At 65.2% G+C, this 15,320-nt stretch carries 15 protein-coding genes; 12 read left to right on the plus strand and 3 right to left on the minus strand.

The window, feature by feature from the left end:
- Positions 1–39 precede the first annotated feature (39 nt).
- From hemC to H7A76_RS01755, 6 genes are all read left to right on the plus strand, one after another.
- On the plus strand, positions 40–981 hold the full coding sequence (hemC, locus tag H7A76_RS01730) for a hydroxymethylbilane synthase (RefSeq protein ID WP_185696929.1): 942 nt from the start codon (positions 40–42) through the stop codon (positions 979–981).
- Positions 978–1,745 carry a uroporphyrinogen-III synthase gene (locus H7A76_RS01735; protein ID WP_185696930.1) on the plus strand — a complete coding sequence of 256 codons (768 nt, stop codon included), beginning with the start codon at positions 978–980 and terminating at the stop codon, positions 1,743–1,745. The genes hemC and H7A76_RS01735 overlap by 4 nt, the downstream gene beginning before the upstream one ends.
- A 17-nt stretch (positions 1,746–1,762) precedes the next feature.
- Complete coding sequence (locus H7A76_RS01740; protein ID WP_185696931.1) at positions 1,763–2,902, plus strand: uroporphyrinogen-III C-methyltransferase; 1,140 nt, start codon at positions 1,763–1,765, stop codon at positions 2,900–2,902.
- Complete coding sequence (locus tag H7A76_RS01745) at positions 2,899–4,137, plus strand: heme biosynthesis protein HemY (RefSeq protein WP_185696932.1); 1,239 nt, start codon at positions 2,899–2,901, stop codon at positions 4,135–4,137. Before H7A76_RS01740 ends, H7A76_RS01745 begins: the two co-directional genes overlap by 4 nt.
- A gap of 164 nt (positions 4,138–4,301) precedes the next feature.
- On the plus strand, positions 4,302–4,811 hold the full coding sequence (locus H7A76_RS01750; RefSeq protein ID WP_185696933.1) for a disulfide bond formation protein B: 510 nt from the start codon (positions 4,302–4,304) through the stop codon (positions 4,809–4,811).
- 205 nt (positions 4,812–5,016) lie between these two features.
- Positions 5,017–5,475, plus strand: coding sequence for an Rsd/AlgQ family anti-sigma factor (locus tag H7A76_RS01755; protein WP_022641784.1), 459 nt, complete (start codon positions 5,017–5,019; stop codon positions 5,473–5,475).
- A 60-nt stretch (positions 5,476–5,535) separates the two neighbouring features.
- Here the strand turns inward: H7A76_RS01755 and H7A76_RS01760 are convergent, their stop codons facing one another.
- Entirely contained in the window at positions 5,536–6,201 is a 666-nt protein-coding gene (locus H7A76_RS01760; protein ID WP_185696934.1) for an FKBP-type peptidyl-prolyl cis-trans isomerase, read from the minus strand.
- Between the two features lie 193 nt (positions 6,202–6,394).
- Between H7A76_RS01760 and H7A76_RS01765 the strand changes: the two genes are divergently transcribed.
- Positions 6,395–7,450: an AlgP family protein gene (locus H7A76_RS01765; protein WP_185696935.1), complete on the plus strand. Its 1,056-nt coding sequence runs from the start codon at positions 6,395–6,397 to the stop codon at positions 7,448–7,450.
- Here the strand turns inward: H7A76_RS01765 and H7A76_RS01770 are convergent.
- The gene (locus tag H7A76_RS01770; protein WP_185696936.1) at positions 7,447–7,905 is read right to left on the minus strand and encodes a TIGR02444 family protein; all 459 of its coding nucleotides are present in this window, start codon (positions 7,903–7,905) and stop codon (positions 7,447–7,449) included. The two genes, H7A76_RS01765 and H7A76_RS01770, sit on opposite strands and share 4 nt — an antisense overlap.
- Before the next feature lie 50 nt (positions 7,906–7,955).
- Between H7A76_RS01770 and H7A76_RS01775 the strand changes: the two genes are divergently transcribed.
- The 5 genes from H7A76_RS01775 (at position 7,956) to H7A76_RS01795 (ending at position 14,417) form a co-directional block, all read left to right on the plus strand.
- Positions 7,956–9,866: an ATP-binding cassette domain-containing protein gene (locus H7A76_RS01775; protein WP_185696937.1), complete on the plus strand. Its 1,911-nt coding sequence runs from the start codon at positions 7,956–7,958 to the stop codon at positions 9,864–9,866.
- Positions 9,866–10,447: a mechanosensitive ion channel family protein gene (locus H7A76_RS01780; RefSeq protein WP_022641777.1), complete on the plus strand. Its 582-nt coding sequence runs from the start codon at positions 9,866–9,868 to the stop codon at positions 10,445–10,447. The genes H7A76_RS01775 and H7A76_RS01780 overlap by 1 nt, the downstream gene beginning before the upstream one ends.
- Before the next feature lie 192 nt (positions 10,448–10,639).
- Positions 10,640–11,272, plus strand: a complete 633-nt coding sequence (locus H7A76_RS01785; protein ID WP_185696938.1) for a LysE family transporter — start codon at positions 10,640–10,642, stop codon at positions 11,270–11,272.
- Between the two features lie 714 nt (positions 11,273–11,986).
- Positions 11,987–13,885 carry an FTR1 family protein gene (locus H7A76_RS01790; protein WP_185696939.1) on the plus strand — a complete coding sequence of 633 codons (1,899 nt, stop codon included), beginning with the start codon at positions 11,987–11,989 and terminating at the stop codon, positions 13,883–13,885.
- A 76-nt stretch (positions 13,886–13,961) separates the two neighbouring features.
- Positions 13,962–14,417 carry a YaiI/YqxD family protein gene (locus H7A76_RS01795; RefSeq protein ID WP_022641771.1) on the plus strand — a complete coding sequence of 152 codons (456 nt, stop codon included), beginning with the start codon at positions 13,962–13,964 and terminating at the stop codon, positions 14,415–14,417.
- A gap of 42 nt (positions 14,418–14,459) precedes the next feature.
- Here H7A76_RS01795 and elbB read toward each other — a convergent pair whose 3' ends face one another.
- Positions 14,460–15,128, minus strand: a complete 669-nt coding sequence (elbB, locus tag H7A76_RS01800; protein WP_185696940.1) for an isoprenoid biosynthesis glyoxalase ElbB — start codon at positions 15,126–15,128, stop codon at positions 14,460–14,462.
- Between the last annotated feature and the right edge of the window lie 192 nt (positions 15,129–15,320).

Consider the following 15,320-nt stretch of genomic DNA (forward strand, 5'->3'; position numbering starts at 1 on the left):
TGTTATCATCTGCCGTATTTATTCAGTACGGATTGATCCATGTCCTCTCGCGAAATCCGCATCGCTACCCGCAAAAGTGCCTTGGCCTTGTGGCAGGCCGAATACGTCAAAGCCCGTCTGCAGGAGGCCCATCCAGGTCTTGTCGTGACCCTGGTGCCCATGGTCAGCCGTGGCGACAAGCTGCTGGACTCGCCGCTGTCGAAAATCGGCGGCAAGGGCCTGTTCGTCAAGGAGCTGGAGACCGCCCTGCTGGAGAACCAGGCCGATATTGCCGTGCACTCGATGAAAGACGTGCCCATGGACTTTCCCGAAGGCCTGGGCCTGTTCTGCATCTGCGAACGTGAAGACCCGCGCGATGCCTTCGTCTCCAATACCTACGCCAGCCTCGAGCAACTGCCGGCCGGCAGTGTGGTCGGCACCTCCAGCCTGCGCCGCCAGGCCCAGTTGCTGGCCCGTCGGCCTGACCTGCAGATCCGCTTCCTGCGGGGCAACGTCAATACCCGCCTGGCCAAGCTGGATGCCGGCGAGTACGACGCGATCATCCTGGCCGCTGCGGGCCTGATCCGCCTGGGCTTCAAAGACCGCATCCGTTCCTCCATCAGCGTCGAAGACAGCCTGCCCGCCGGTGGCCAGGGCGCGGTCGGCATCGAGTGTCGTAGCGCCGACAACGAAATCCATGCGCTGCTGGCGCCCCTGCACCATGCCGACACCGCCAGCCGGGTGACCGCCGAGCGTGCGTTGAACAAGCACTTGAATGGCGGCTGCCAGGTGCCGATCGCCTGCTACGCCGTGCTCGAAGGCGACCAGCTCTGGCTGCGTGGCCTGGTGGGCGAGCCCAGTGGTGGCGTGTTGCTCAGTGCCGAGGCCCGGGCTCCGCGAGCCAGTGCGGCCCAGTTGGGCGTGCAAGTGGCTGACGAACTGCTGGCCCAGGGCGCCGGCGATATCCTGCGCGCGGTCTATGGCGAGGCGGGGCAGGAGTGACCGGTTGGCGCCTGCTGCTGACCCGGGCGGCCGAGGATTGCGCTGTACTGGCGGCGACCTTGGCCGAGGCCGGAGTGGCCAGCGCCAGCCTGCCGTTGCTGGCGATCCAGCCCCTGCCCGTGACCCAGGCACGGCGGTCGATCCTGCTCGAGCTGGATCGCTACTGTGCGGTGATCGTGGTCAGCAAGCCGGCGGCCAAGCTTGGTCTTGAACTGCTGCGTCAGTATTGGCCGCAGCCTCCGGCCCAGAGCTGGTTCTGCGTGGGTGCCGGCACCGGCCAGATTCTCGCGGATGCCGGGCTGCCGGTGTTCTATCCCCAGGCCGGCGACGACAGCGAAGCCTTGCTTGACCTTCCCCAGTTGCGCGAGGCTATCGGCCAGCCAGAACCCCGGGTGTTGATCGTGCGGGGCGAGGGTGGTCGCGAACTGCTCTCCGAGCGCTTGCGCAGCCAAGGTGCTAGTGTCGATTATCTGGAGCTCTACCGCCGTTGCCTGCCGCACTATGCCGAGGATGTGCTGCGGCGGCGGATCCAGGGGGAACGCTTGAACGGGCTGGTGGTCAGCAGTGGACAGGGTTTCAATCACCTGCAGCAGTTGGCCGGCCAGGCCTGGCCGCAGTTGGCGAAGATGCCGTTGTTTGTTCCAAGCCCTCGGGTCGCCGACATGGCGCGCGCCGCCGGGGCGGAAATAGTTGTGGATTGCCGCGGCGCCAGTGCCGCGGCTTTGCTAACGGCGTTACGGGAGCATCCCGTGCCCGTTCTCTAAACGCAAAGGATGGATACGTGAGCGAAACAGCCTTGCCTAAAGATGAACTCCAGCCGGTGCCCGAGACGCCGGCGCAACCCACGACCCCAACCGTCGAGCGTCGTGGCAACGGGTTGGCGATACTGGCCCTGCTGCTGGGGGCAGCAGGGGTCGCTGTCGGTGGCTGGGGAGTCTGGCAGGTGCGCAACCTGCAGACCAGCAACCAACAACAGTTGAGCCAATTGCAGGCACTGGGCGACCAGGCCCAGAGCTTCAAGCTCAGTGAGCAGCGCTTGAGCTCACGACTGGAACAACTGCCCGCGGCCGATGAGCTGGAAGACCGCCGCCGCCTGGTAGCGCAGTTGCAAGGCGACCAGCAGCGCCTGAGCCAGCGCCTGGAGACAGTGCTCGGCGCCAGCCGCAAGGACTGGCGCCTGGCCGAGGCCGAGCACCTGTTGCGCCTGGCCAGCCTGCGCTTGTCGGCCCTGCAGGACATCAGCAGTGCCCAGGCCCTGGTCCAGGGTGCCGACGATATCCTGCGCGAGCAGAACGACCCGGGCGCCTTCGCTGCCCGCGAGCAACTGGCCAAGAGCCTGGCGGCCTTGCGCAGCACCGAGCAGCCGGACCGTACGGGCCTGTTCCTGCAATTGGGTGCCCTGCGTGACCAGGTCCTGGAACTCAGCGCCGTGGCGCCGGAATACAAGGACCGGGGCGATTCGCTACTGGGCCTCACCGCCGACGGCGACGGCGCCAGCCGTTGGGCGCAGTGGTGGGATCAGGTTTCCCGCTACTTCCGCATCGATTTCAATGCCGACAAGAACATCCGTCCGCTGCTGGCCGGCCAGGGCCTGACCCAGGTACGCCTGGCCCTCAGCCTGGCGCTGGAGCAGGCGCAATGGGCGGCGCTCAACGGCCAGGCAGCGGTCTATACCCAGGCCCTGACCGAAGCTCGTGACGTGCTGACCGGCCACTTCAACCAGGACAATCCGCAGAGCAAGCTCATGCTCGAGCGCCTGGCCGAACTGAGCAAGCAGCCGGTGACCGTGGTCACCCCGGACCTGGCCAAGACCCTGAGCACGGTCCAGGCCTATCTGGAGCGGCGTAGCCTCAGCGTCGAGGAATCGGTCAAGCCCCTGGCCAAGCCTGCGGCGAATACCGCCCGGGAGACCAGCCCATGAAGCGCGCCTATGTGATCGTCCTGCTGCTGATCGCCGCCATCGGCCTGCTGGGATTGGCCATCGCCGAACACCCAGGCTACGTGCTGATCGCCTACAGCAACTTCCGCTATGAATCGAGCCTGTGGGCGACCCTGGCCTTGGTAGCGTTGGTGTGGCTGGTGATCTGGGGCATCAAGCTGCTGGTGGAGCTGGTGATGGTTTCCGGCGGGGTGGTCAATCCATGGTCGCGCCGCAATCGCAGCCGCCGGGTGCAGATCGCCATCGAGCAAGGCCAGATGGACCTTGCCGAAGGACGCTGGGCCAGCGCCCAGAAGCACCTGCACCGTGCCGCGGAGGCCGAGCGCCAACCGCTGTTGTATTACCTCGGCGCGGCCCGGGCGGCCAACGAACAGGGCCACTACGAAGAGTGCGATAGCCTGCTGGAGCGGGCGCTCACCCGCCAGCCCCAGGCTGAATTGGCCGTCGCCCTGAGCCACGCCCAATTGCAGACCGACCGTGGCGACACCGAAGGTGCGCTGACCACCCTGCAAGCCATGCATGAGCGCCATCCCCATAGCGTCCAGGTCTTGCGTCAACTGCAACGCCTGCATCAACAGCGTGGCGACTGGCCAGCGCTGATCCGCCTGTTGCCGGAGTTGCGCAAAGGCAAGGCCTTGCCGGCCAGCGAGTTGCAGGAGCTGGAGCGCCGCGCCTGGGGTGAGAACCTGGGACTGGCCGCGCGCCGCGAAGAAGACCAGGCCACGTCGTTGCAGTCGCTCAACCGCTCCTGGCAGCAATTGACCGCCGCCCAACGCCAAGAGCCGCAGTTGGTGCTGGCCTATGCCGAGCAGTTGCGTCTACTGGGTGCCGGGGCCGAAGCCGAGGAGACGCTGCGCACGGCGATCAAGCGCAAGTACGAAAGCCACCTTGCCCGGCTATATGGACTGGTGCGTGGCAGCGACCCTGGACGTCAGTTGCAAACGGCCGAGCACTGGCTCAAGGAACATGCGGATGATCCTGGGTTGTTGCTGACCCTGGGCCGCCTGAGCTTGCAGAACAGTCTCTGGGGCAAGGCCCGCGACTACCTGGAGAGCAGCCTGCGCCTGGAGCGCAATCCCGAAGCCTGCGCCGAACTGGCCCGCCTGCTGGCTCAGTTGGGAGATACCGAGCGTAGCAACCAGCTGTTCCAGGAGGGCCTGGGATTACTGGACGAGCGCCTGTTGGCCGCTCCCTTGCCGGTTCCGGCACGGGCCTGATGCGCCCTGGACCGGTTGCCCGTCGCGGGCAACCGGCCTTTCTTAATACCCCGCTTGGCCAGCCACGGCCGATCGGTCTTCGAGCGGCCATGGCTTGGCGCTCCTTGAAAGGAGCGAGCGCTTTCTCTACCGTGGCTGCCTGTTTCTTCCGTTGCGGATATCCCATGTCGCTGGCCGGCTCTCGCTCGCTGTTCTCCCTGGTGTTCCTGGTGGGGGCCTTTGCCTCGTGGGCGGCCTTCAACCTGCAAGCCGGGGGTGGCCTGGAATCGTGCCCGCTGTGGGGCGTGCAGCGTGGGCTGATGCTGCTGCTCGCCGGCGCCAACTTGCTGGCTGCGTTGCAGGGTCCCATGCGCTGGGGGCGCCCCTTGTACTGGGGGCTGAACCTGCTGCTGGGGGTATTGGGGGTGATCACCGCAGGGCGCCATGTACTGCTGCAGAACATTCCTTCCGAGCAATTGCTGGCGTGCCTGCCGGACATGCCATTCATGCTGCGCCACCTATCTTGGTGGCAAGCGTTGCAATTGGTCTTCATGGGGACGGCGGACTGCGCGGAGGTATCCTGGACCCTGCTCGACATGAGCCTGCCGGAGTGGAGCCTGCTGTTTTTCCTGCTGCTCCTGGCCTTGAGCGGTTATCGCCTGCAGCGCTCGCTACGGGCTGTGGCGTTGCCCTGAGTCAGTGTTTGGCGGGGCGCAACGGATTAAACGCTTGTATGAACTTTATCTCCTGCGTACCTTGAAGCTGTTGTCGAGCGGGCATAATCTGGCCCGCACCTGTCACTCTAATTCGCTTGCTCGATGCTGTTGCGCCTGACCTGATCCAGGGTCTCCATGGGGGACGGCGGTCAATGACATGACCCTTGAGGGAAGAGAGATCACCATGCTCGAAAGTTGTCAGAATGCTCAGGAACGCTGGGGTGGAGTTCACCTGTTGATCGACCGCTGGTTGCAGGCGCGTCATGAACTGGTTCGAGCCTATGATGTGCTGGGCGCCGAACCCGAGGCGCTGAGCAAGAGCAAGAAACCCCTGCAAGAGTTCTGTGGAATCCTGGTGGATTATGTCTCCGCCGGTCATTTTGAGATCTACGAACAGCTGACCAGCGAAGCCAAGGCCTTTGGCGACAAGCGCGGTCTCGAGCTGGCCGACACCCTCTACCCGCGCATCGACGTGATCACCGAGAAACTCCTGGCGTTCAACGACCTGTGCGACGCCGGACAGTGCGTGGCGCAAAAGTTCAAGGAGCTGGGTGGCCTGCTGCACGAGCGCTTCGAGCTTGAAGATTGCCTGATCGAAGTGCTGCACAACGCTCACAAGCAGGAGACGGTGGCCCAGGCCTGAGAGTCGGTCCGGTGGTACATGAAACGGCACGCCAAGGCGTGCCGTTTTCGTTTCCGGGTTTCAGTCGGCGACCGCCAGCAACTCGATCTCGAATACCAGGGGTGTATAGGGCGCGATCAGGTCGCCGGCGCCTTCGGTGCCATAGGCCTGGCTGGATGGAATCACCAGGCGCCAGCGGGCGCCGGTAGGCATTTGCGCCAGGGCGCTGCGCCAGCCAGCGATCACGCTGTCCAGGCGGAACCACTGTGGCTGCCGGGCTTCGTCGAACACGTTGCCATCGGGCAGGCGGCCGGTGTAGCGCACCTGGACCGAGCCGTTGGGGTTGGGTTTTGTACCATTGCCGGGAGCCAGCTCGGTGAGCAGGATGCCGTCCGCCAGTTGGCGGGCCCCCGGCTTGGCCTTTTCCTCGTCGAGAAAGCGTCGTTCGTTTTCCAGTGCGGCTTCGATCTGCGACTTGGCCGATTGCTCGCTGATCTGCGCGTCGTGCTGGGCGAGGATCTGCTCGATGCGCTCGCTCTTGAGCGCCAGCGGCTTGCCGCGGTACGCGGCTTTCAAGCCATCCACCAGGGCCTGGATCTGCAGGTCCGGAACTTCATCGCGCAGCCGTTCGCCGAGGCTCGCACCAAGGCTGTAGGCAAGATCGTGGGCGTCGTCGGGCGGCGGTTCGGCGGTGGCGTGGGCCAGCGGCAAGAACAGGCTCAAGGACAAAAGCAGGTAACGCGACATGGACACTCTCCGGCCTGAGTAGCGGTGGATTATGCCAGCGACGAGGCCCTCGTTGGTGGGCAACGTCCAGGGCGGCGCAGAACATTTTCTATCGGCTGCAACGCGGGGCTTTCGATACTGTCAACATGGCCTAGCGGCAGTAACAGCAGAGGTCTAGTATGAGCCGCAACTCACGTCAGCCAGGAGGTAAACCATGTCGGCCAATAAGAAGCCTGTAAATACTCCGTTGCACTTGCTCCAACAGCTGTCGGGCAGCTTGCTCGAACACTTGGAAAACGCTTGTTCCCAAGCCCTGGCTGATGCTGAAAAACTGCTCGCCAAGCTGGAAAAACAACGCGGCAAGGCCCAGGAAAAACTGCACAAGTCGCGCACCAAACTGCAGGACGCCGCTGCAGCTGGCAAAGCCAAGGCACAAGCCAAGGCCAAGGCCGCGGCGCAAGAACTCGAAGAGTTGCTGGACGCACTGAAAGAGCGCCAGGCACAAACCCGTAGCTACATCCTGCAACTCAAACGCGATGCCCAGGAAAGCCTGAAGCTGGCCCAGGGCGTTGGCAAGGTGAAGGAAGCCGCCGCCAAGGCGCTGAGCACTCGTGATGCCAAGCCAGTAATGGTTGCCGCGAAAAAGCCGGCCACCAAGCCAGCGGCTAAACCTGCCGCCAAGGCCGCCGCGAAACCAGCAGCCAAGCCGGCTGCCAAGGCTGCTGCGAAACCCGCCGCCAAGCCGGCGGCAAAAGCCGCTGCCAAACCAGCGCCGGCCAAGACTGCCGCAGCCAAACCTGCAGCGAAACCAGCAGCCAAGCCTGTCGCCGCCAAGGCAACCGCTAAACCGGCGGCCAAGGCTGCCGCGAAACCAGCCGTCAAGCCTGCTGCCAAACCTGCGGCCAAGCCAGCACCTGCCAAGACCGCCGCTGCCAAGCCAGCTGCAGCCAAGCCAGCCGCCAAGCCAGCTGCGGCCAAGGCGCCAGTGAAGGCCGCGGCCAAACCAGCGGCATCTTCGGCAGCCAAGCCTGCTGCCGCCAAACCTGCGGCCAAACCCGCAGCGAAGAAGCCAGCCGCCAAACCTGCTGCGGCCAAGCCAGCTACCAAGCCTGCCGTCGCCAAACCCGCCGCGGCCAAACCTGCTGCACCGGCCGCCAAGCCAGCAGCGGCAGCTCCAACTCCAGCGGCTGCGCCGGCTCCCGCCGCGACAAACACCCCGGTCGCCGCTCCAGCGACTCCGGCCGCCAGCACCCCCTCCAGCGCTTCCTAAGCGCTAGCCACCGCGGCGCGCAGCACCTGCAATGCGCCGCGGTCGGCGGCTCCGGCCGCCAGTCCTTCCAGCCAATCGTCCAGGCTCTCGGCCTGGGCTGCGGGCCATTCCCGTACCTGCTCCTGTAGGCGCAACAGCAACCGGCGTTCGGCTTCCAGTTCCAGGGACTTGAGCTGCTCGCGCAGCATGCCCAGGTCGGAATCCGTGGTAGCCGCCGCGCGCCAGTCGATGCGCAACGCCCGCAGCGGTCCAACCACGTCTTGTTGCCATGGCCCGGCCAGCTCCATGAGGCGAGCCAGGCGCTGGCCATCGCACTTCACGCCGCGCCAGCCAAGCCAGGCACCGCAGAGCAGCAGGCAGACATCGGCGCCGCCGTCCTGCAAGCGCAGGCAGGCTTCCTGGACGCCGGGCAGGGCATAGGTCTTGAGGGAAAAACTCCACAGGTCCGAGGACATAGTGCTACTCGCGCCAGTTGCGAGCGAAGCTGGTAGACTCCGCCGCCATTATGATTCGACTTCAGAACCTGACTTTACAGCGTGGTCCGCAACGTCTGCTAGAAGACGCCGAGCTGACCCTGCACGCCGGCCAGAAAGCCGGCTTGATCGGTGCCAACGGTGCCGGCAAATCCAGCCTGTTCGCCTTGCTGCGCGGTGAGCTGCATCCGGATTCGGGTGACTGCTTCCTGCCCGCAGACTGGCGCATCGCCCACATGCGCCAGGAGGTCGATACCCTCGAGCGCCTGGCCGTGGACTATGTGCTCGATGGCGACCTGCGCCTGCGCGAGGTGCAGCGCGACCTGGCCGCCGCCGAGGCCGCCCAGGATGGTGCCGCCCAGGCCCGCCTGCACGCCGAGCTCGACAGCGCCGATGGCTATACCGCCGATGCCCGGGCGCGCAAGCTGCTGGCCGGGCTGGGGTTCACCAACGAACAGATGGATCGCCAGGTCGGTGACTTCTCCGGGGGCTGGCGGATGCGCCTGAACCTGGCCCAGGCCCTGATGTGCCCATCGGATCTGTTGCTGCTCGACGAGCCCACCAACCACCTGGACCTGGACGCGATCCTCTGGCTGGAAGACTGGCTCAAGGGCTACCCCGGTACCTTGCTACTGATCTCCCACGACCGTGATTTCCTCGACGCCGTGGTCGACCATGTGGCCCATGTCGAGCAGCGCAAGCTCACCCTCTATCGCGGTGGCTACAGTGCCTTCGAGCGTGCCCGGGCCGAGCGCCTGGCCCAGCAGCAGCAAGCCTACGAGAAGCAGCAGGCGCAGCGTGCGCACATGGAGAAGTACATCGCCCGCTTCAAGGCCCAGGCCACCAAGGCCCGCCAGGCCCAGAGCCGGATCAAGGCCCTGGAGCGCATGGAAGAGCTGTCGGCGGCCCACGTCGATTCGCCTTTCGACTTCGTGTTCCGTGAGTCGCAGAAGATCTCCAGCCCACTGCTCGACCTGTCCGAGGCGCGCCTGGGCTATGGCGACAAGACGGTGCTGGAGAAGGTCAAGCTGCAGCTCACTCCGGGAGCGCGGATCGGCCTGCTGGGCCCCAATGGTGCTGGCAAGTCGACCCTGATCAAGAACCTTTCCGGCGAGCTGGCGCCGCTGGCCGGGCGCCTGACCCGCGGCGAGAACACGGTGGTCGGCTACTTCGCCCAGCACCAGCTGGACTCCCTGGATTCCAAGGCCAGCCCGCTGCTGCACCTGCAGCGCCTGGCGCCCACCGAGCGCGAGCAGACCCTGCGCGACTTCCTCGGTGGCTTCGATTTCCGTGGCGAACGTGTCGACGAACCGGTGCTGAATTTCTCCGGTGGCGAAAAGGCCCGCCTGGCCCTGGCGCTGATCGCCTGGGATCGGCCCAACCTGCTGCTGCTCGACGAACCGACCAACCACCTGGACCTGGAGATGCGCCTGGCCCTGACCATGGCCCTGCAAGAGTTCAGCGGTGCGGTACTGGTGGTCTCCCACGATCGCCACCTGCTCAAGAGCACCACCGACAACTTCCTGCTGGTGGCCGACGGCAAGGTCGAGGAGTTCGACGGCGACCTGGATGACTACGCCCGTTGGCTGGTGGACTACCGCCTGCGCAGCGCGCCGGCCAGCAGTGTGCCGGTGAACGCCGACAAGACCGACAAGAAGGCCCAGCGCCAGGCCGCCGCGGCCCTGCGCCAGCAACTGGCACCGCACAAGCGCGAGGCCGAGAAGCTCGAGGCGGAGCTGGGCAAGGTCCATGTTCGCTTGGCGCAGATCGAGGCCAGCCTTGGCGACAGCGAGTTGTATGAGGCGGCCCGCAAGGATGAGCTGCGCGATCTGCTGGCCGAGCAAGCCAAGCTCAAGACCCGCGAATCCGAGCTGGAAGAAGCCTGGATGGAAGCCCTGGAATTGTTGGAAAGCATGCAGGCGGAGCTGGAGGCGTTGTCCTGATGGAGACCCTGCAACTGCCGTTGCCGGCGCAGTGGATCGGCCCGTTGTGGCTTGGTGTGCAGATCCTGCTGATCCTCCTGGCGGGCTACCTGGCCCAGCGTTTCGTGGCCCGTGGCCTGACCCGCCTGGGCCAGCGCTATCCATTCCCGCCGCAGTTGCTGATGCCCCTGCGTGGGGGGCTGCGTTGGCTGATCATGGGCAGCGCGGTGATCTTCGTGCTGGAGCGCCTGGGCGTCTCGGCCACGGTGTTGTGGACCGCCCTGTCCGGTTTCGTCGCCGTGGCGGCCGTGGCGTTCTTCGCCATGTGGAGCGTGCTCTCCAACCTGCTGTGCGCGATCCTGATCTTCACCGTCGGCCCGTTTCGCCTGGGCGATGTGGTGGAGCTGGTGGATACCCTCGACAAGCCGGGAATCAAGGGCCGGGTGGTGGCCATCAACCTGCTCTACACCACCCTGATCGAACCTGAGGAGGCCGGTACCGGCAGCGCCATGGTACAGGTGCCCAACAGCCTGTTCTTCCAGCGCTCGGTGCGTCGTTGGCGTGGCACTGATGTACTGCCCGTGGGGCTCGACGAGACATAGCCGGCAATATCCCGTTCGCTGTAGACGCTGCGAGCGGCCGCGCACCAGGCGTGGCCCTTGACCGAACTCCTGCGGTGCTTGTCGCCGTTTGCGGCGGCCAGGCCCGCATCACTGCCCGATAAAAAAACATGGCCAGCCGCGGATCGGAGGATTAGCTTAGGCAGTCACGTCCAATTCGATCCGAGGTGTGCGATGGTGCTTGAGACATGGCTGGCGTTCTTCGCCGCCAGCTGGGTAATCAGTCTTTCTCCGGGAGCCGGCGCGATCGCGTCGATGTCCTGTGGCCTGCAATACGGCTTCTGGCGTGGTTACTGGAACGCCCTGGGACTGCAACTGGGCCTGGCCCTGCAGATCGCCATCGTCGCGGCGGGCGTCGGTGCGATCCTGGCGGCTTCCGCCACGGCCTTCTATGCCATCAAGTGGTTCGGCGTGGCCTACCTGGTGTACCTGGCGGTCAAGCAATGGCGCTCCATGCCCAGCGATCTTAGCGACGACGCAGCCCTGCGGCCGATCGGCAAGCCCCTGGCCCTGGTGTTCCGCGGGTTCCTGGTGAACATCAGCAACCCCAAGGCGCTGGTGTTCATGTTGGCGGTATTGCCGCAGTTCATCGATCCCCACGCTCCCTTGCTCAAGCAGTACCTGATCCTCGGCGCCACCATGATCGTCGTCGACCTGATCGTCATGGCCGGCTACACCGGGCTGGCTTCCAAGGTCTTGCGCCTGTTGCGCACCCCGGTCCAGCAGCGACGCATGAACCGTACCTTCGCCGGTTTGTTCCTGGGCGCGGCGGGCTTGCTGGCGACCATCCGCAAGGCTGCGGTCTAGTTGTCCCGGCGATAAAAAGGCGACCTGAAGGTCGCCAGTCCGTTAGTCGAGGTGATCCCCTGTAGGAGCAGCCGGTCGACGCTCGATTGCTTGCGATGGTAGCGCGTGTTTACGGGATGAACGCAGCGCTCTGACGTCCATCGCGGGCAAGCCTCGCTCCTACCATTTGCTCAACTGACCGGCATTAACCCGAAGGACGCTTTTTCAGCTCGGCGCAGGATCATCGGCGCGCAGCGGCTGGTTGGTTTCCTGGAGCTCGCTATCGTGGCTGCGAAAGACCGATCAGCCGGCAAGCGGAGTGATTGCGCCGAGCGCAACCGTGGTGAGGGCACGGGATCCCATGGGGAGTTCTTCTTCCTTGAGTGAAATAGCCTGGCTGCCGCTCGGGTTGGACGCCCTCCTGGCAGGAAAGCTGCGCACCTGCCAAGGCCTCATTAAAAATATTTTTAAATAGCGAATCGCGATAGTTAAGGCGCGGTATTGCCAATGCTCAAGCGCTTGGTCGGCGGTAGATGCCGACAGCTTGCGTTAACCCGGTGAAAACCCGTGTCGGTGCCGTCGGCCTGGCCAGGATGCGGTGCAAGAAACAGCAATGGAGCAACCGCAGGGCTAGTGCTCGTGGACTGAAGATGTTTCAGGGGGCCAATAAACCTTGAGTGAAACTGATTGGAAGGGAACAATATGTTACTTCGTATTTCCCTTTGAGAATCATTCATGACTGCCCCTTCCCGTTTACTGGCGCTGCTGGTACTGCCGGTACTGGTGTTCTGCAGCTCCAACCTCCTGGCCGATACCGTCGATGGCGCGCCCAAGGCCTTGCATTTGCTGGACTACATCGGCGCGGACTATCCGGCCACGGTGGCGGACGGCAAGGTCATCGATGATGCCGAGTACCGTGAGCAGGTGGAGTTTCTCGGGGTCTTGCAGGGGTTGATCGCCGACTTGCCGGCCAAGCCGGAGAAGGCCGAGCTGGAGCAGGGCATCACCAGCCTGCGCAAGGCGGTCGCCGACCGTGTGGAGGGCAACCAGGTCGCCCATCTGGCGCGGCAGATGGGCGCCCGGCTGGCGGTGGCCTACGAGGTCAGCCAGGCCCCGGTCATCACCCCGGATCCTTCCCGTGGCGCGCCGTTGTACGCCCAGCACTGTTCGGTATGCCACGGCCAGCAAGGGGCCGGTGACGGCCCGGCGAGCCTGGGCATGACGCCGCCGCCGGCCAACCTGCGGGATACCGAGCGCCTGGATCGCCTGAGCCTGTACGCCATCTACAACACCCTGGGGCTGGGGGTGGAAGGCACCGACATGCCGTCTTTCGCCGATCAGCTGGATGATCGCCAGCGTTGGGACTTGGCGACCTATATCACCGGTTTCAGCGCCGACCCGGCTGCGGCCAAGAGTGAACAAGGTTTCAACCTGGCCGATCTGGCCCGGCAGACCCCGGGCGAGGTCCTGGCCGCCCAGGGACCACAGGCCGCGGCGACTTTCCGGGCCCAGCGGGCCCAGCCACCGCAGGTCAAGCGCGGCCCGGGGCAACTGCTGGACTACACCGCCTCGACCCTGGACAAGAGCCTCGCGGCCTATCGCAACGGCGATCGTGAGCAGGCCTACGATCTTTCGGTGGCAGCGTACCTGGAAGGCTTCGAGCTGGTGGAAAGCTCCCTGGACAACGTCGACGCCGCCGTGCGCAAGGATACCGAGAAAGCCCTGATGGCCTACCGTCAGTCGCTGCAGGATGGGCTGGCGGTGGAACAGGCCGAGCAACGCCTGGACGCAGCCAAGGCCAAGCTCAAGGAGTCCGCGGGGCTGCTGGGCGGCGACAGCCTGAGCTGGTCCCTGAGCTTCATCTCCGGCTTGCTGATCCTGCTGCGCGAGGGCCTGGAGGCCATCCTGGTACTGGCGGCGATCCTCGCCTTCCTGCGCAACACCGGCCAGCAGTCGGCGGTGCGTAGCGTCAACGCCGGCTGGGGCCTGGCCCTGCTGGCCGGCCTGGGAACCTGGGCCCTGGCGGCCTATGTGATCGATGTCAGCGGTTCCCAGCGGGAGTTGTTGGAAGGCGCCACGGCGCTGTTCGCCAGCGTGATGGTGCTGTGGCTCGGGGTATGGATGCACGACCGCCGGCACGCGGCGGCCTGGCAGGACTACATCAAGAGCAGCCTGGTGGGCGGTGGCGGTCGCTTCGGGTTCGCGGTGCTGGCGTTCTTCTCGGTCTACCGCGAGCTGTTCGAAGTGATCCTGTTCTACGAGACCCTGTGGCTGCAGGCCGGCCCAGCTGGGCACAACGCGGTGCTGGCCGGTGGCGGCACCGCCCTGGTGCTGCTGGTGGGCCTGGCCTGGGTGATCCTGCGGGGTTCGGCCAAGCTGCCCCTGGCGCTGTTCTTCAGCATCAACGCCGCATTGCTGTGTGCCTTGTCGGTGGTCTTCGCCGGCCATGGCGTGAAGGCGCTGCAAGAAGCGGGGATCTTCGGTACCCGGCCGGTGCCGTTCTTCGACTTCGACTGGCTGGGCATTCATGCCGACGCCTACTCGCTGGGGGCCCAGGTCGTGGCGATCGTGGCGATCGCGGTGCTCTACAGCCGCAGCCGGATGAGCGAGAAGCGCCGCCTGCAGGCTTCCTGAACCGAGGCCTGGCCCTCGCGGGCAAGTCGCTCCTACAGCGGCTTGCCCGTTTTGCATTGTGTAAGGAGAAGATTCGATGCGTGTCTGGATCGATGCCGACGCTTGTCCCAAGGCGGCCAAGGAGCAAGTGGTGCGCTTTGCCCTCAAGCGCCAGTTCGAGGTGCTGCTGGTAGCAGGGCAGCCGCAGATCAAGCCGCCGTTCGCCTGCGTCAAGCTCATCGTGGTGCCCAGTGGCCCGGATGCCGCGGACGACTACCTGGTGGAGCACGCGGTGCCTGGCGAGCTGGTGATCTGCAGCGACGTGCCCTTGGCCGACCGGCTGGTGAAAAAGGGCGTGGCGGCCCTCGACCCACGGGGCAAGGAGTTCGATGCACAGAACATGGGCGAGCGCCTGGCGGTACGCAACCTGTTCACCGACCTGCGGGAGCAAGGCCAGGTCAGCGGCGGGCAAGCGCCCTATGGCGATCGGGAGAAGCAGGCGTTCGCCAATGCCCTGGACCGGATCCTGACCAGATTGGCGCGCCAGGGCTGATGCGGCGGGGGAGCAAGCGCTCCCCGGCCATTGGCGTAGTTGTTACTGCTGGCCTTCGTGGGTCAGTTCCAGTACCCGGTCCACCAGCTTGTTGATGCCGGCGGCGGCCTGGCTGATGGACTGCGCCAGCATGTAGGCCGGAGTGGTCACCAGCTTGCGGGCCTTGTCCTCGATGATCTCGTCCACCGCGCATTCGGCGTGCTCGGCGCCCATCTTGCCCAGGGCGGCGGCGGTGTCGGCATCGTTGCCGATGGTGCACGTCACGCCGGGGCCATAGATCTTCGCGGCCATGGCCGGGGCGATGCACATCAGGCCCACCGGCTTGCCGGCTTCGGCAAAGGCTTCGGCCAGGGCCAGGACATCGGCCTGGACCGAGCAAGCCGCACCTTCAGTGGCGAAGCTGGAGAGGTTCTTGGCGGCGCCGAAGCCCCCGGGAACGATCAGCGCGTCGAAGTCCTCGGCCTTGGCCTCGCGCAGGTCCTTGACCTCGCCGCGGGCGATGCGCGCCGATTCCACCAGGACGTTGCGGGCCTCGGGCATGGTGTCCCCGGTCAGGTGGTTGAGCACGTGCATCTGCGGGATGTCCGGTGCGAAACACTGCACCTGGGCGCCACGCTGGTCGAGGCGCAGCAGGGTGATCACGCTTTCATGGATCTCGGCGCCGTCGAAGACTCCGCAACCGGAAAGGATCACTGCAACTTTTTTGCTCATGGGGTTTCTCCAGGGTCATCGCGCTAAATGTCCGGCAGTTTGTCACCAGTCGCCGCAGAGGGGTATCACGATCGGGCCGGGATTTTTCCGGGCGCGTCGAGCTGCGGCCATGCAATCTTGGAAAACCGTTGGGTGCGCGAGTTCAGGCGTTCGAGGATAGGGTGGTTCGAGAGGAGTCGAGAATCGCGGCGC

Origin of the sequence: Pseudomonas sp. MSSRFD41, assembly GCF_014230245.1 — a bacterium.
Taxonomy (GTDB): Bacteria; Pseudomonadota; Gammaproteobacteria; order Pseudomonadales; family Pseudomonadaceae; genus Aquipseudomonas; species Aquipseudomonas piscis.